Annotated in this window: 12 protein-coding genes and 1 other RNA gene; 8 read left to right on the forward strand and 5 right to left on the reverse strand. The window is 65.0% G+C overall.

Annotation, left to right across the window (positions count from 1 at the left end; translation table 11 throughout):
* Window positions 1-11 precede the first annotated feature (11 nt).
* Window positions 12-2,543, reverse strand: a complete 2,532-nt coding sequence (locus L5014_RS10625) for a DNA polymerase III subunit gamma/tau (protein ID WP_238463583.1) — start codon at window positions 2,541-2,543, stop codon at window positions 12-14.
* Between the two features lie 270 nt (window positions 2,544-2,813).
* An RNA gene (gene ffs, locus L5014_RS10630) (signal recognition particle sRNA small type) lies at window positions 2,814-2,912 on the reverse strand.
* Window positions 2,913-3,450: 538 nt separating this feature from the next.
* On the opposite strand from ffs, the gene trxA reads away from it, so the two are divergent.
* The 8 genes from trxA to L5014_RS10670 all read left to right on the forward strand — a co-directional run bounded on the left by trxA (window position 3,451) and on the right by L5014_RS10670 (window position 12,565).
* Window positions 3,451-3,777: a thioredoxin TrxA gene (trxA, locus tag L5014_RS10635; RefSeq protein WP_027818380.1), complete on the forward strand. Its 327-nt coding sequence runs from the start codon at window positions 3,451-3,453 to the stop codon at window positions 3,775-3,777.
* Between the two features lie 321 nt (window positions 3,778-4,098).
* Window positions 4,099-5,361, forward strand: a complete 1,263-nt coding sequence (gene rho, locus L5014_RS10640; RefSeq protein WP_133194006.1) for a transcription termination factor Rho — start codon at window positions 4,099-4,101, stop codon at window positions 5,359-5,361.
* Window positions 5,362-5,547: 186 nt separating this feature from the next.
* Entirely contained in the window at window positions 5,548-6,204 is a 657-nt protein-coding gene (locus L5014_RS10645; RefSeq protein WP_420800052.1) for a MerR family transcriptional regulator, read from the forward strand.
* Window positions 6,201-7,757, forward strand: coding sequence for an MFS transporter (locus tag L5014_RS10650; RefSeq protein ID WP_238463584.1), 1,557 nt, complete (start codon window positions 6,201-6,203; stop codon window positions 7,755-7,757). Before L5014_RS10645 ends, L5014_RS10650 begins: the two co-directional genes overlap by 4 nt.
* 66 nt (window positions 7,758-7,823) lie before the next feature.
* Entirely contained in the window at window positions 7,824-8,669 is an 846-nt protein-coding gene (locus L5014_RS10655; protein WP_238463585.1) for a M90 family metallopeptidase, read from the forward strand.
* 148 nt (window positions 8,670-8,817) lie between these two features.
* Entirely contained in the window at window positions 8,818-9,081 is a 264-nt protein-coding gene (locus L5014_RS10660; protein ID WP_238463586.1) for a type B 50S ribosomal protein L31, read from the forward strand.
* 354 nt (window positions 9,082-9,435) lie between these two features.
* On the forward strand, window positions 9,436-11,190 hold the full coding sequence (locus L5014_RS10665) for an ArnT family glycosyltransferase (RefSeq protein ID WP_238463587.1): 1,755 nt from the start codon (window positions 9,436-9,438) through the stop codon (window positions 11,188-11,190).
* A 7-nt stretch (window positions 11,191-11,197) separates the two neighbouring features.
* Window positions 11,198-12,565 carry an MATE family efflux transporter gene (locus tag L5014_RS10670; protein WP_238463588.1) on the forward strand — a complete coding sequence of 456 codons (1,368 nt, stop codon included), beginning with the start codon at window positions 11,198-11,200 and terminating at the stop codon, window positions 12,563-12,565.
* Window positions 12,566-12,632: 67 nt separating this feature from the next.
* Here L5014_RS10670 and lipA read toward each other — a convergent pair whose 3' ends face one another.
* The 3 genes from lipA to L5014_RS10685 are packed head-to-tail and all read right to left on the reverse strand — an operon-like array spanning window position 12,633 to window position 15,795.
* Complete coding sequence (lipA, locus tag L5014_RS10675) at window positions 12,633-13,661, reverse strand: lipoyl synthase (protein ID WP_238463589.1); 1,029 nt, start codon at window positions 13,659-13,661, stop codon at window positions 12,633-12,635.
* Between the two features lie 3 nt (window positions 13,662-13,664).
* Window positions 13,665-14,786, reverse strand: coding sequence for an acetoin dehydrogenase dihydrolipoyllysine-residue acetyltransferase subunit (locus L5014_RS10680; RefSeq protein WP_238463590.1), 1,122 nt, complete (start codon window positions 14,784-14,786; stop codon window positions 13,665-13,667).
* 4 nt (window positions 14,787-14,790) lie between these two features.
* Window positions 14,791-15,795 carry an alpha-ketoacid dehydrogenase subunit beta gene (locus tag L5014_RS10685; RefSeq protein WP_238463591.1) on the reverse strand — a complete coding sequence of 335 codons (1,005 nt, stop codon included), beginning with the start codon at window positions 15,793-15,795 and terminating at the stop codon, window positions 14,791-14,793.
* Window positions 15,796-15,825: the final 30 nt, after the last annotated feature.

Here is a 15,825-nt window from a genome sequence, read left to right on the forward strand (position 1 = left end):
CGCGGCGCAATTCAATGGGCGGTCTGACTACCGCCCGCCGCGGCCTCGGGCGCGATCGGCCGGATCGAGCCCGGCACGATGCTCGCGCCGAAGTCGCGAATCAGTTGCTGCACGAAAGGATCGGCGCCAATCTCGCGCTCGGCATCGCGCTGGCGCTCGGCGCGCACAGCGGCATCGAGCGCAGCCGCCGTGCGGCGCGCGGGACCGACTGTGACGTCGACTTCCACGGGCTTGCCGAGGCTTTCGGCCAGCGCCGTCTTGAGCTTGGCGACCTGCGAGGCCTCTGCGTACTGCGGTACCGGCACGCTGAGCTTGAGCACGCCGCCTTCGAGCGCGGTGAGCTCGCTATTGAACGCGAGTTGATACGAGATGCCCTTGAGCGGCAGCGTGGCAGCAAGCGCCGGCCAGTCGCCTGTGAAACCGATAGCATCGAGCGGGATGCCCGGCGGCAGCTTGCTCACGTCGACCACAGCCGCGGAATTTGCGGCGGGTGCGGCCGCGCGCGGAGCGGCGGACTCGCTCTCATAAGCGGGCGCGAAGCCGTCGTCGGGTGTCGAGAAATAAGCATCGTCGGCACTGAGCGGCATGTAATCGTCGGGCGGGATGTCGTCCCACGGCGGCGCGCCCGATGCCTCTTGCTGCAGGTTCGATTCCCGCGATTCCCGCGCGGGCCGGCGTGCCTGTGCTTCCTGCGCGGCTGCGGCGCGACGCGCGGGATCGGGCGTCGGCACCTTTACCTCCGCGCGCGGCGCGGCGGCTTTCGGAGCGGCCGAAGGCGTCGCGGCGTTGGCCGCCGGCCGGGAGCCACGGTCCGGCGAGCCGCGCAGGCCCTTGCTGCGCAGCACGTCGAGCGCCGCGCTCGCCCCACCGCGCGCCGAAGACGCAGCAGCGGCGGGCGCCTCCTGTGGCTCACGCATCCCGGGCTGCGACATGGGCTGCGACGCGGGCTGCGACGTATGCTGTAGTGCGGGTGCTGCCGGCGCCTCAATGGCAGGTGCAGCAGCCGGTGCGGGTGCGGCTTGCGCTTCGGCCTGCACTTCAGACTTGGCATCGTCGCCCGATGTGGCAGTGGCTTCGTCTTCCCAAGGCGGCACGACACGCGCTTGCGCAACGGGCGCGGCTTCCACGACGCTGGTCGGCACAGTTTCAACGGTTGCTCGCACGCTAGCGGGCGTGGCATGCGCATCATCGGCGCGCTGCGATGAGTCGCCCTGCTTCGCGTCCTCAGCCAAAGCGACACGAAGCGGCACGCTCGCGGCTTCGGTCTGCGTCTGTCCGGCCTGCGTCTGTTCGGCGCGCGGCGCAACGGGCTTCGGCTTGGCCACCTCCGGCTGAGCAACCGCACGCCCGGCCGATGCAACGCCTGCCGCCGAAGCTATCGCCGGTGCAGCCGCACGCACGCCGGTGCCCGCCGCGGCCGGCTTCGAAGCCGGCGCGCTGCCGGCGCTGCCCGCGCTTACCGAAGGCTCGAACGCCAGCATGCGCAGCAGCGTCATGGTGAAGCCTGCGTATTCGTCGGGTGCGAGCCCGAGCTCGCTGCGCCCGAGCGTCGCAATCTGATAGAAAAGCTGGACCTGCTCCGCGCTCAACAGATCGGCGAAGCGGCGCAGATCGTCGGCCTCGGGCCATTCGTCGAGCACCGAAGCCGGCGCGAACTGCGCCCACGCCACGCGATGGAACAAGCTCGCGAGATCTTGCAGCGCGGTCGAGAACGACAGGCTGCGCAGCGACATTTCGTCGGCGATCGCGAGCACTTGCGCGCCGTCGCCGGCGACCAGCGCGTCGATCAGGCGAATCAGATAGCTCTGGTCGAGCGCGCCGAGCATGCCCCGCACGGCCTCTTCCGTCACCTGATTGGCCGAATAGGCGATGGCCTGGTCGGTAAGCGAGAGCGCGTCGCGCATCGAGCCGTCCGCGGCTCGCGCGAGCAGGCGCAGCGCTTGCGGCTCGAACTCGACCTTCTCTTCGCCGAGAATATGCGAGAGATGCTCGACGATGTTCGCGGCCGGCATCTGCTTCAGATTGAACTGCAGGCAGCGCGAGAGCACCGTGACCGGAATCTTCTGCGGATCGGTGGTCGCGAGGATGAACTTCACATGCGGCGGCGGCTCCTCCAACGTCTTCAGCATCGCGTTGAAGGCGTGGTTCGTGAGCATGTGCACTTCGTCGATCATATAGACCTTGAAGCGCGCATCCACCGGCGCATAGACCGCGCGCTCGAGCAGCGCGGCCATTTCGTCGACGCCACGATTACTCGCCGCGTCCATCTCGACATAGTCGACGAAGCGGCCTTCGTCGATTTCCCTGCACGCACGACAGACGCCGCACGGCGTGGACGTCACACCGGTCTCACAATTGAGCGCCTTGGCGAAGATGCGCGAGAGCGTCGTCTTGCCCACGCCGCGCGTGCCCGTGAAGAGGTACGCGTGATGGAGGCGCCCGCCGTCGAGCGCATGCGTGAGCGCGCGCACCACGTGCTCCTGTCCGACGAGCGAAGCAAAATCCTTCGGTCGCCACTTGCGTGCGAGAACTTGATAGGTCATCCGGAAATTGTATCAGCAACGCCCGCGCGCTCCGATGAATCGAAAAGCGCCGGGCAGCCCTGCGGGCGGGCGCGTCGGGCTGCCTGTCACGGCATCGCTACGGGACATCGCGCGCGCCGCACGCGATCCGCATACGCGCAAAGCGCGGACAAATGCCGAAAGCCGACGCGACGAAAAATCGCGCGACACGCGAGAACTGTACGCTCAGCGAGGAATATGAAATGCGGGAGAAAAACGAGAGGGAAGAAAACAGCGCGGAAGAAAAGTGAAGGTGACGAGCCTGACCCTCGGCACTGGCGGAAAACGGCTGTGGCTGCTTCGTTCCCGACCTGACCAGGTTGACCGCCCCTCCATGCGAGGAGGCCCGTCACGGCGCATTCTAACATCGGTTACGCCACATTGCGAATGCCGCATCGCAAAAGTCTTCAAACAGTCCTCGGGCCATCACCGCGAGATGAGACGTGAGAAGAGACCGGACGACAGACGCAGAACGGTGCGACGCATGCATACGCGCTCTTGCAAACGCGCGTGGCATCTCCATATCGGCTCGCTACCGTGACGTATGTATAGCTGAGGCCGTTGGCGGCAATAATTTTAACGTTCGCGAAACGGCGGACAGCGTCAGGAGGTACATGCGATCCGGGTGGCAAACTGATGGCAAGCGAGTGGAAAACGGCGGGAAATGCACCGGGAATTGCCGGGAAACCCTGCTTCCGATATGCGTACTATCACCGTCGGCAACGCATAGGGATTTAGGCTACACTGGCGTCGACTGTTGCCAGGGCAGCCTCGGCGACCGGATCCGCTCCGGATCAGCCAGGCCTTGGCATCCCCGGATATATTTTGAGTTTTGGTGTATCGTGGCGAGCAATTCAATCAGCCTCGATCCGAAAGAGGTATTCATACAATGAGCGAACAAATCAAGCACATCAGCGACGCATCGTTCGAACAGGACGTAGTGAAATCCGACAAGCCCGTGCTGCTGGACTTCTGGGCCGAGTGGTGCGGCCCCTGCAAGATGATCGCGCCGATTCTCGACGAAGTCGCGAAGGACTATGGCGATCGCCTCCAGGTTGCAAAGATCAACGTTGACGAGCATCAGTCGACGCCGGTGAAATTCGGCGTGCGCGGCATCCCGACGCTGATCCTCTTCAAGAACGGCGCCGTCGCGGCGCAAAAGGTCGGCGCGCTCTCGAAGTCGCAGCTCACCGCGTTCCTGGATAGCCACCTGTAAAAAGGCGCTCCCCCGCCGCGCGAATCGGACCGTTCGAATCCGGACCGACTGGCACAAGCCAGCAGCAGCAAACAGCGAATCGGCGGGCGAATAAAGGTGCGTGTTGTCCACCGACAACACGCACCGCAAAAACATGCCGAAACTTGCCGCCGGGCTCCACTGGCGGCTTCCGGCGTGTGCTATGCTAGAATTCATAAAGCGTCTACCCGGCGCCCTTATATAAGTTTCAAGCAAGTTTCAAGCAAAAGTCCTTGAGCGGTTCCGCTCGCTTCTTTTCCCCCAGACTTCTTTTCGTCGCATCCTCCCCGACGGGTTCTCCGTATGCATCTTTCCGAGCTCAAGTCTCTGCACGTGTCCGAATTGATCGAGATGGCCAATGGCCTCGAGATCGAAAATGCGAACCGCCTGCGCAAGCAGGAACTGATGTTCGCGATTCTCAAAAAGCGCGCCAAGACGGGCGAAACGATCTTCGGCGACGGCACGCTCGAAGTGCTGCCGGACGGCTTTGGCTTCCTGCGCTCGCCGGAAACCTCGTATCTCGCGAGCACGGACGACATCTACATCAGCCCGTCGCAGATCCGCCGCTTCAACCTGCACACCGGCGACACGATCGAAGGCGAAGTGCGCACGCCGAAGGACGGCGAGCGCTATTTCGCGCTCGTGAAGGTGGACAAGGTCAATGGCCAGCCGCCCGAGGCCTCGAAGCACAAGATCATGTTCGAGAACCTCACGCCGCTGCACCCGAACAAGGTGCTGCTGCTCGAGCGCGAAATGCGTGGTGAGGAGAACGTGACGGGCCGCATCATCGACATGATCGCGCCCATCGGCAAGGGTCAGCGTGGCCTGCTGGTCGCCTCGCCCAAGTCCGGTAAGACCGTGATGCTTCAGCACATCGCGCACGCCATCAAGCAGAATCACCCCGACGTGATCCTGTTCGTGCTGCTGATTGACGAGCGTCCTGAAGAAGTGACCGAAATGCAGCGCTCGGTGGCGGGCGAAGTGATCGCCTCGACCTTCGACGAACCGGCCGCGCGTCACGTGCAAGTGGCGGAAATGGTGATTGAGAAGGCCAAGCGCCTCGTCGAAATGAAGCACGACGTCGTGATTCTGCTCGACTCCATCACGCGTCTTGCTCGCGCGTACAACACCGTTGTTCCCGCATCGGGCAAGGTGCTGACCGGCGGTGTGGACGCCAACGCGCTGCAACGTCCGAAGCGCTTCTTCGGCGCGGCTCGCAATATCGAAGAAGGCGGCTCGCTCACCATCATCGGCACCGCACTGATCGAAACCGGCAGCCGCATGGACGACGTGATCTACGAAGAGTTCAAGGGCACCGGCAACATGGAAGTGCACCTCGAGCGCCGCCTCGCGGAAAAGCGCGTCTATCCGTCGATCAACCTGAACAAGTCGGGCACGCGCCGCGAAGAGCTGCTGATCAAGCCGGACATCCTCCAGAAGATCTGGGTGCTGCGCAAGTTCATCCACGATATGGACGAGGTCGAGGCCATGGAATTCCTGCTCGACAAGATCCGTCAAACGAAGAACAACTCCGAGTTCTTCGACATGATGCGTCGCGGCGGCTAAAGCCTCGCCCGAATGGTTCGCTTGAAGTCCCGCAAACGCCCGCTCACGCGGGCGTTTTTCATTTCTGGCTTGCCATTCCGGTCCAGTTCCGTCGCACTCCATCAGATCCACAACCTGTACGTGAACGTTCACGTTGAACTATAATCCGACCGTTGTCTTCACCGCCGCGCACGCGGCTGCCCACCGATGTCCAGGGACTCCAGCGCGCTACTGACGGTGCGCGACGCCGCCCAGCGGCTCAACGTCACGCCGCGCACGCTCAAGTATTACGAGGAACGCGGTCTCGTCACGCCCACGCGCAGCGAAGGCCGCTACCGCCTCTACGACGAACACGACCTCGAGCAATTTGCCCGCATCCTGCGGCTACGCGCGCTCGGTTTCTCGCTGCACGGCATTACCGAGATGCTCAAGCGCCCGCTCGAATCGCTCGGCGACGGCCGCCGGCGCTATTCGCAGGACTCGCTGCAGCAGATCGCCGACGCGCTCGCGCAGCAGATCGACACGCTCGACGCACGCATCGCCGCGGTACGCCGCGAGCTGAAGGAGGCACAAACGGTCCGCACCGAACTCGCCGACGACCTCGACTATCTCCGGCAGCGCCTTGCTGGCGTGCCATCGGAAACACTGATCGACGCACGGCTTGCCGCTACGCGTCGGCGCAAAGAGGCGGCGAAGGTCACCGCATCGCGAGACTCGCACGCAGGCGCGACCTCGCACGCGAGCACGAAAAGCGGCAAGCGCAGTGGCGATGCTGGCGGCATCCCGCCCACTGCCGGCCGCGTCGAGACCGGCGATGAAGGCGAAAGCGCGGGTAAGCACGAGCGTGGGAGCGCCCGCGAATGAGCAGCGTCCCCACCCGCGGGCCGATCCTTGGTGCGACACGCCTGCGAGGCGACTTTTTCCCATGGGTGCTCGCGCTCGCGACCGGCCTCGACTATTACGACAACGCCATTTTTTCGTTCTTCACGAGCTACATCGCCGGAGGCATCAATGCGTCGCCCGACGAGCTCGTCTGGGCATCGAGCGCCTACGCCGTGTGCGCCGTGCTCGGCATCCTGCAGCAGCAATGGTGGGTCGAGCGCATCGGCTACCGCCGCTACGTGGGCGGCTGCCTGCTGCTCTACTCGGCAGGCGCGGTGGCGGCGGCGCTCTGCGAATCGTCGATCGAACTCGCCTTCGCGCGCGGTTTCCAGGGCTATTTCATTGGCCCGATGATGGGCACCTGCCGCATCCTCATCCAGATTTCCTTCACGCCGCAGCAACGCCCCGTGGCGACGCGCGCGTTCCTGATCCTGATCGTGCTCTCCAGCGCACTCGCGCCGCTGGCGGGCGGCTTTCTCGTCTCGCATTTCGACTGGCGCGCCCTCTTCGCGTTTTCGGCGCCCGCGGGCGTGCTCTATGCGGCACTCGCCCTGCTCGCGTTGCCCAATGCCGGCCACGTGCTGCCCGAAGAACGCGGCGACTCGCATTTCTGGCCCTACATCATCTTTGCGCTCGCGCAAGGTGCGCTCCAGATCGCCATGCAGCAGGTGCGCTTCGCGCTCTTCAGCACCTCGCCCGGCACCATCTTGCTGAGCGCGGGCGGCATGGCGGCGCTCGCGTGGTTCGTCTGGCACCAGTGGCATCATCCCAAGCCGCTCATGCGACTGCACGCGTTGCGAGAAAAGCCATTTCGCGTGGGGCTGCTGCTCTACATGATCTATTACTATCAGAGCACGGCGCTCAGCTATCTGGTCTCGCGTTTTCTCGAAGGCGGGCTAAACTATCCCGTGGAGAACGCGGGGCGCCTCACCGGCATGACTTCGCTGATTTCGGCTTCGGCGATGTTCTTCTATTTCCGTTACTCGAAGTTCATCACGCACAAAAAGTGGATCATCGTGCCGGGCTTCGTACTCGCGGCATTCGTCTCGTTCTGGATGACGCGCCTCACGCCCGGCACCAGCGAGAGCTGGCTCATTTTCCCGCTGCTGCTGCGCGGCCTCCTGCTCCTCTTCATCGTGTTGCCGGTGGCGAACCTCACGTTCCGCATTTTCGCTATCGAGGAGTTCACGCACGGATATCGCTTGAAAAACGTCGTCCGTCAGCTGACGATATCGTTCGCGACCGCAACGATTATTATCGTCGAGCAGCACAGGCTGGCGCTGCACCAGACGCGGCTCGCGGAATTCGCGAGTCCGTTCAACCCGATCTTCCAGGGCACTTACGCCACGCTCACGCACGCCTTCGAGGCGCTCGGCCGCTCGCCTGGCGAGGCGCACGGGCTCGCACTCGTGCAGATAAGCCGAATGGTCGCGCAGCAGGCGAGCTTTCTGAGCTCGCTCGACGGGTTCTATTTCCTGATCGGCGTGGCCGTTTGCGGCGGGATTTTCGCCGCGTGGCAAAAGCAGATCGACTGAGCCGCAGCGCGCCTGAGCGCGCTCGACGACGCCCCTATAGAGACGTAACAACGACGCAATTGAGCGATGCTTTCGAAACTGACCCACTGGCTCGGCACACGCCGGCGCGAAAAGGCACTGCGCACCCATGCGATCGACGATGCGCTCTGGCAGGCGACGCTCGCCGGCCTGCCGTTCCTCGCGCACCTCGACGCCGCCGGCCTCGCACGCCTGCGCGAGCTCACGAGCCTCTTTCTCGCGCAAAAGGAATTTTCCACGGCGCACGAGCTCGAGCTCACCGACCAGATCGCGGTGGCGATCGCGGCGCAAGCGTCGCTGCCGGTGCTCAATCTTTCCCTCGATTTGTACAAGGGCTGGGTCGGCGTCACCGTCTACCCCGGCGAATTCGTGATCCGCAAGACTGTCGAGGACGAGGACGGCGTGATACACGAAGTCGAGCACGACGCGAGCGGCGAAGCGTGGGAAGGCGGACCCGTGATCCTCTCGTGGGAAGACGCGCAGATGACCGACGGCAGCGACGCCTACAACGTCGTGATTCACGAGTTCGCGCACAAGATCGACATGCTCAACGGCGAAGCCGATGGCCATCCGCCCCTTTTTCGCCGCTGGCATGCGCCGTTCGATGCGCAGGCCTGGGCCGACGTGTTCGACAACGCCTATGACCAGTTCTGCGACAAGGTGGATGCCGTGCCCGAGCGCCGCTGGTCGCGCTTCGAGCAAGACTCGCTGATCGATCCCTATGCCGCCGACCATCCATCGGAATTCTTCGCCGTATGCAGCGAGGCGCTGTTCGTCAGGCCCAAGGCGTTCGAGGCTGAGTATCCCGAGCTCTACCGGCTACTCGCGTGCTATTACCGGCAGGATCCGGCCAAAGTGGGAGCGCTGGCCGCACTCGCCGCCCCGCCCGCGTGAACCCGCCACGCGAGGCAGCGAAAATTCGCCAACCGGCTGATTTTCTGGCATAATCGCCGTTTTTCGACCTTGGGCAAGTGGCTCGCGCCGAAATGACCTTCATGCCGAAGGCACGCGGGTTGGCTACCGCCAGATTTAAGGAAAAACCATGAAAGAAGGCATTCACCCGAATTACCGCGAAGTCCTGTTCATCGACGTTTCGAACGACTTCAAGTTCGTGACCCGCTCGACGATCCAGACGCGCGAAACCGCCGAATTCAACGGCAAGACCTACCCGCTCGCGAAGATCGAAGTGTCGTCGGAATCGCATCCGTTCTACACGGGCACGCAAAAGATCATGGACACGGCCGGCCGTGTCGAGAAGTTCAACAAGAAGTTCGGCGCGCGCGCCACGGGCAAGGTCACGAAGTAAGCTTTCGGGCAAACTTCGCACGCCGGCTTCGCAGCCGGTCCCGCACAAAAAGGGCAGCATACGCTGCCCTTTTTTTGTTGCCTGCGCAGTATTTGCGCGTCGGCCCCCAGGCCCCGGTTGGCGCGCGCCTGTCGCCGTCCGATTTTTGACGGCTTTGTATCATCCGTTTCCTTGTATTGGCATCCAGCCTGCGCCGTGACGCGCGCTGGCGCACCCGGCTAGAATGCCGGATGCTCCCGGCCGGCGGCGCACGATCATCGTGTCGCAGCAACCGCACGGCTGCCTCGGTTTCCCTGAGGTTTCCTGAGGCAACTGCCGCGCCCCGGTCCGCTTACCCGAATTCCTTCGCACTGCATGAAGCCTGCCATTCGCCTGACCGCCTCCGCCACCAGCGCCTTGCCGCGCTGGCTACTGCTGACCATCTGTATCGTCTTCGCTTCGTTCGGCCTGTTCGGCCGCGACCCGTGGAAGAATGAAGATGCAGCCGGCTTCGGCGTGATGTGGACGATGGCGGGTGGCACGACGCACGACTGGCTGCTGCCGAACCTCGTCGGCAAGTACGTCACCGCGAACGGCCCGCTCGGCTACTGGCTCGGCGCCATCTGCATTCGCCTCTTCGCCCCCTGGGTGGACGCCAGCAACGCCTCGCGCATAGCCACCGGCGTACTGTTCTGTTGCGCGTGCGCCTTCGTCTGGTACGGCGCCTACCTGCTCGGCCGGCGCCCCGAAGTGCAGCCATTCAAATACGCCTTCGGCGGCGAACCCGAGCCGCGCGACTATGGCCGCACGCTCGGCGACGGCGCCCTGCTCATCCTGCTCGCCTGCTTCGGCCTTGCCGAGCGTGGCCACGAAACCACGCCGCAACTGATGCAGTTCATGGGCATCGCGATGCTGGTCTACGGCCTCGTGCGCGCCATCGACAAGCCCATTCAGGGCGCGCTCTGGTGGGGGCTCGCGCTCGGCGTGGTGATGCTCTCGAGCGGGCCCGTGCTGGTGGGGGCGCTGCTCATCGGCACGCTCGTCATGCTCGCTTTCGCGCCCGAGACGCGCTCGCGATGGCTTCTCGTGGCCGGCTTGCCGGTCGCGCTCGTGGTCTCGCTGTCCTGGCCGCTCTTCACGCTGTATCTCTACCCCACCGACGGCGTATGGTTCCTCGACCAGTGGGGGCGCGCGAGCGTCAACGCGTTCGCGGGCCCGCCCGGCTCGGTGCTGCGCTACGCGGCAAAGAACCTGCCGCTCTTCACGTGGCCGGCATGGCCGCTCGCGATCTGGGCGTGGATCAGCTGGGCGGGGCTGCGTCGCGCGCCGCATGTCGCGATTCCGCTCTCGGTCATCGTGCCGCTCCTGATCCTCGTGATCGTGCAGAGCCACGAGTCGAACCTGCTCTTCATGCTCGTGCTCCCCGCACTCTCGATACTGGCAACTTTCGCGCTGCCCACGCTCAAGCGCGGCACGATCAACGCGATCGACTGGTTCGCCGTGCTGAGCTTCACGATCCTCGGCACCTTCGTGTGGCTCGTCTGGCTCGCCGGCATGACCGGCTTCCCGGCGCCGCTCGCGCGCAACCTCGCGCGCCTCGCGCCCGGCTTCGTGCCGCAGTTCAAGATTCTTTCGTTCGTGTGCGCAGTGGCCGTCACCGTGTGCTGGATGATGCTCGCGCACTGGCGCGTCGCGCGGCACCCGAAGGTGCTCTGGCGCAGCGTCGTGCTTTCGAGCGGCGGAACCACGCTCATGTGGGTGCTGCTGATGACGCTCTGGCTGCCGGTCGTCAACTACAGCCGGACCTACAAGGACGTCGCGCAGCAGATCGCCGTGCACCTGCCCGTCGACTATCAATGCATTTCGCCCGTGCGCCTCGGCGACGCGCAGATCGCCACCTTCGCGTATTTCGGCAAAATGCATTTCTCGTTCAACGACAACTGCGACGTGATCCTGCGGCAGGACACGCAGGACTACGGCGAACCGAGCTCGATGTCGAACTTCGCCTGGAAGCTCGTCTGGGAAGGCCGCCGCGCAGCCGACCGCGACGAACGCTTCCGCCTCTACGTGCGCATCGACCGTCCCCAGCCGCCTCTGAAAAAGCGCATCTGGCGCAAGCGGCCGGACTGAGGCCACGGTGACGACGACCTTCCTCGGCGACATCCGGCGCATCGCCACGCTCGCCTGGCCCGTGCTGGTTGGCCAACTCGCGATCATCGCGTTCGGCGTGATCGACACCGCCATGGTGGGTCGCTATTCGGCGCTCGATCTCGCCGCGCTCGGGCTCGGTTCGTCGATCTACGTTTCGGTCTATATCGGCCTGACCGGGATACTCACGGCGCTGCAACCCGTCGCGGCGCAGCTCTACGGCGCCCGCAAGGACGCCGAGATCGGCCTGGAGGTGCGCCAGGCCTTCTGGCTCGCGCTCGTACTCACGGTGATCGGCTTCACGATCCTTTACTTCCCCGGCCCGCTGCTGGACCTCGCTCGCGCGCCCGAGGCGCTGCGCGAGCGCACCGTCGCGTATCTGCGGCTGCTCTCGTTCGGGTTGCCCGCGAGCCTCGCGTTCCGCATCTACAGCTCGCTTGCCAATGCCGTGAGCCGGCCGCGCCTCGTCATGTTTCTGCAGGTGGCCGCGCTCGCGATCAAGATTCCGTTGAACACCTGGCTCATTTTCGGCGGCCTGGGCGTACCCGCGCTGGGCGGCCCGGGCTGCGCGCTCGCCAGTACCTCTATCAACTGGGCGCTTGCCGCGTGCGCAGCCATCGCGCTCACGCGCATCGACGTGTTCGCGCCGTTCGAGATCTTCAAGCACTTCTGCTGGCCCGAATGGAAACGCCAGGTGGAACTGCTCAAGCTCGGCATTCCGATGGGGCTCTCGTATCTCATCGAAGTGACGTCGTACACCTTCATGGCGATCTTCATCGCACGCCTCGGCACGACGACGCTCGCGGGCCACCAGATCGCCGGCAACGTGGGCGCGGTGCTCTACATGACGCCGCTCTCGATCGGCGTGGCGACTTCCACGCTGGTCGCGCAGGCGCTGGGCGGCGAGCGTCCCGCCGAGGCGCGCACGCTCGCGCGGCACGGCGTGATGACGGCGGTCGCGATCGCGTGTTGCTATGGCGCGATCGTGTTCGTACTGCGGCCGCTTGTGATCAAGGGCTATACGCCCGATCCGGCCGTCGCCGTGGCGGCGATGCCGCTCCTGGCGATCGTCACGCTCTATCACGTATTCGACGCCCTGCAGATCACCACGGCCTTCGCGCTGCGCGCCTACAAGGTTGCCGTGGTGCCCACGGTGATCTACGCCATCGCGCTCTGGGGCGTGGGCCTCGGCGGCGGCTATGCGCTCGGCTTCGACGTGTTCGGCACCCTGCCCGTCTGGGCGACCGGCGCACGCGGCTTCTGGATCGCCAATGCAACGAGCCTCGCGATTGCCGGCGTCGGCCTCGTGGCGTATCTGTCGCGTATCAGCACGCGGCATCTGCGCGCGGAGGCATGAAGCCGCGCCGGGTAACCAATTCGGTGGCTACCCAGCTTGGCGGTTAGTTGCGAAACGAGCGATTCCTTCATGCCGATTCGCGATGCCGTGCAGCCTCCACGGTTTGCGCCGCGTGATACGAGGAGCGCACGAGCGGCCCCGCCACCACTTCGCTAAACCCCATCGCGAGCCCCGCTTCGTGCAGCGCTGCAAACCCGTCTGGGTGCATGTAGCGACGCACTGGCAAGTGATAGCGCGACGGCGCGAGATACTGCCCGATCGTCAGCACGTCCACGCCGTGCTCACGCAGGTCGTGCATGGTCGCGTGAAGCTCGGCGTCGGTCTCGCCCAGCCCCACCATCAACCCCGACTTCGTGACGAGCAACCCATGCGCCGCCTTTGCGCGCGCGAGCAGCGCGAGCGAGCCGCGATAGTCGGCGCCCGGCCTTGCTGCCCTGTAGAGCGACGGCACGGTCTCGACGTTGTGATTGAACACGTCGGGCCACGCCACAGCAAGCGCATCGAGCGCGCGATCGATGCGCCCGCGAAAGTCCGGCGTCAGTACCTCCACGCCAATGCCCGGCACGTGCTCGCGCACGCTGGCGATGCAACGCGCGAAATGCGCCGCGCCGCCATCGCGCAGGTCGTCGCGGTCGACCGAGGTGATCACGACATGACGCAGGCCGAGCGCCGCGACCGCCGCCGCAAGGTGTGCGGGCTCGTCCTCGTCGAGCGGCGCAGGCCGCCCGTGCGCGACGTCGCAGAACGGGCAGCGCCGCGTGCACAGCCCGCCCATGATCATGAAGGTGGCCGTGCGCTGCGCGAAGCACTCACCGATGTTCGGGCACATCGCCTCCTCGCATACCGAATGCAGCCGGTGTTCGCGCAGCACGGCGGCCACGCTGGCGACGGTCGTGCTCATGAGCGGACGCGCGCGCAACCAGGGCGGCTTGGGCAGCGCTGCGCCCTCGTCCGCCGGCACGATCTTCACGGGAATGCGCGCGAGCTTCTCGCGGCTGCGCAGGCCGTGCTGGCCGAGCGCCGTGTCTCCTGGCACGCCAGGCGTACCCCGCGTTTCGTCTCGCGGCGTTGCCGATTCAATCGTGACGGCGTCCATGGCTCAGCCTCCCGCCTCGAAGAAAGCCTTGAGCACGCGGTTGACCTCGGCGGCGGCCTCCATCTGCACCATGTGCCCCTTGCCGGAAATCACCTCGACGCGCACCGCCGGCGACAGCCCTTGCGCATGCTTTGCCGGAATGATCTGGTCAGCGTCGCCCCAGATCACGAGCACCTTCGGCGCGAGCGTTGACAGCCGGTCGCGGAACACACGCCGCTGAGCGCCGCCCTCGAAGGCCTGCGCCGAGATCTTCCTCAACGCGTCCTGCACCCCTTCGAGTCGCTTGTACTTCACGAGGTCCTCCACGAGCTGGCGCGTGACGAGCGCGGGATCGGCAAACAACTTCACCACATGCGGCTTGAGCGCATTGCGGTTCGCGGCCGCGACGAAGCCTTCGATATACGCGCCGTCGATCTCGTCACCGAGCCCAGCACTCGCGATCAGCGCAAGCGAAGCAACGCGCGCGGGCACACGCTCGGCCACCGCCATCGAGACCGCGCCGCCCAGCGAATGTCCGACGAGATGGGCGCGCTCGATCTTCTGTGCGTCGAGAAAATCGACCACGCTCTGCGCGAGCTCGTCGAGTGCTCCGCTTTCCACCGCCTTGCCCGATTCGCCGTGCCCCGGCAGATCGAGTGCCAAGACCGTGCGTCCCGCAGCGAGATCGGCGTGATTGAAGAGCCAGTTGTTGAGATCCCCGCCAAAACCGTGGATCAGCACGACAGGCGTACCGGCGCCCTCGCCCAGCTTCAGATAGCGCAGCGTGCGTCCGCCGATCTGCGCCTTCTCGGGCTGCGGGCCGGCATCGGCATCGCCGGCCTTCGCGGGTACGAAATCGCGCTGGAATTCAGCTACTGCGGCATCAATTTCGGCATCCGAATCTTCTACGCCAGCCACCACGCCAAGCAGCGCGCCCACCGGCAGCGTGTCTCCCTCCTGCGCAATCTGCCGCCGCAGCACGCCGTCGAACGCACACTCGACGCCCGACGCGATCTTGTCGGACTCGACATCGAGCAATTCCTCCCCTTTGGAAACCTTCTCGCCTGGCGACTTGAGCCAACCATTCACCTGGCCCTGCTCCATCGAAAGCCCCCACTTGGGCATCGTGATCATGTGAATCGGCATGACTTCAGCTCCTTGCTGCGCGCGCGGCATCGGCAATCTGCTGCGCCGACGGAATGTAAAGGTCTTCGAGCGAGGCCGCGAAAGGCACCGGCGTATGCGGCGCGGTCACCATCCCGACCGGCGCTTTCAGGTCGCGAAACGCCTTTTGCGCCACGAGTGCCGCGATATCGGTCGCGATCGAGCAACGCGGATTCGCCTCGTCCACCACCACGACGCGGCCCGTGCGGCTCACGCTCTCCAGGATGGTCTCCTCGTCGAGCGGCGAGGTCGTGCGCAGGTCGATCACATCGGCTTCGATACCGTCCTTCGCGAGTTGCTGGGCCGCGTCGAGCGCGTAGTGAACCATGCGCCCGTAGGTGACGATGGTGACGTCGTCGCCGTCGCGCGCGATGTTGGCCTCGCCGAACGGAATCGAATACGACTCCTCGGGCACCTCGCCCTCCATCGTGTAGAGCAGCTTGTGCTCGCAGAAGATCACGGGGTCGTTGTCGCGGATCGCCTCGATCATGAGGCCCTTCGCGTCATAAGGCGTGGCCGGGCACACGACCTTGAGGCCCGGGATATGCGTGAAGAGCGACGTGAGCATCTGCGAGTGCTGCGCCGCCGCGCGCAGGCCCGCGCCGTACATCGTGCGGATCACGACCGGCGTGACCGCCTTGCCGCCGAACATGTAGCGAAACTTCGCCGCCTGGTTGAAGATCTGATCGAAGCACACACCCATGAAGTCGATGAACATCAGCTCCGCCACCGGCCGCAAGCCGCACGCCGCCGCGCCCACCGCGGTGCCGATGAAACCGCCCTCCGAGAGCGGCGTGTCGAGCACGCGCCCCGGAAACTTGCCATAGAGGCCCTTCGTCACGCCGAGCACACCGCCCCAGGCGTCCTGCTCGCCGGGCGAGCCCGCACCGCCGGCGTTGTCCTCGCCCATCACGATCACGCTTTCGTCGCGCGCCATCTCCTGGGCGAGCGCTTCGTTGATCGCCTGCGAATAGGTGATTTTCCGTGCCATTTCTGTCTCCTTGATCTGGAATCCTGATTA

It is taken from the genome of Paraburkholderia tagetis (assembly GCF_022213065.1).
In the GTDB taxonomy this organism is placed as follows: Bacteria; Pseudomonadota; Gammaproteobacteria; order Burkholderiales; family Burkholderiaceae; genus Paraburkholderia; species Paraburkholderia tagetis.

Bases quoted from the DNA above. Each gene is read 5' to 3' on its own strand.
- L5014_RS10625 (WP_238463583.1), bottom strand. From the start codon at position 2,543: ATGACCTATCAAGTTCTCGCACGCAAGTGGCGACCGAAGGATTTTGCT.
- trxA (WP_027818380.1), top strand. From the start codon at position 3,451: ATGAGCGAACAAATCAAGCACATCAGCGACGCATCGTTCGAACAGGAC.
- rho (WP_133194006.1), top strand. From the start codon at position 4,099: ATGCATCTTTCCGAGCTCAAGTCTCTGCACGTGTCCGAATTGATCGAG.
- L5014_RS10645 (WP_420800052.1), top strand. From the start codon at position 5,548: ATGTCCAGGGACTCCAGCGCGCTACTGACGGTGCGCGACGCCGCCCAG.
- L5014_RS10650 (WP_238463584.1), top strand. From the start codon at position 6,201: ATGAGCAGCGTCCCCACCCGCGGGCCGATCCTTGGTGCGACACGCCTG.
- L5014_RS10655 (WP_238463585.1), top strand. From the start codon at position 7,824: ATGCTTTCGAAACTGACCCACTGGCTCGGCACACGCCGGCGCGAAAAG.
- L5014_RS10660 (WP_238463586.1), top strand. From the start codon at position 8,818: ATGAAAGAAGGCATTCACCCGAATTACCGCGAAGTCCTGTTCATCGAC.
- L5014_RS10665 (WP_238463587.1), top strand. From the start codon at position 9,436: ATGAAGCCTGCCATTCGCCTGACCGCCTCCGCCACCAGCGCCTTGCCG.
- lipA (WP_238463589.1), bottom strand. From the start codon at position 13,661: ATGGACGCCGTCACGATTGAATCGGCAACGCCGCGAGACGAAACGCGG.
- L5014_RS10680 (WP_238463590.1), bottom strand. From the start codon at position 14,786: ATGCCGATTCACATGATCACGATGCCCAAGTGGGGGCTTTCGATGGAG.
- L5014_RS10685 (WP_238463591.1), bottom strand. From the start codon at position 15,795: ATGGCACGGAAAATCACCTATTCGCAGGCGATCAACGAAGCGCTCGCC.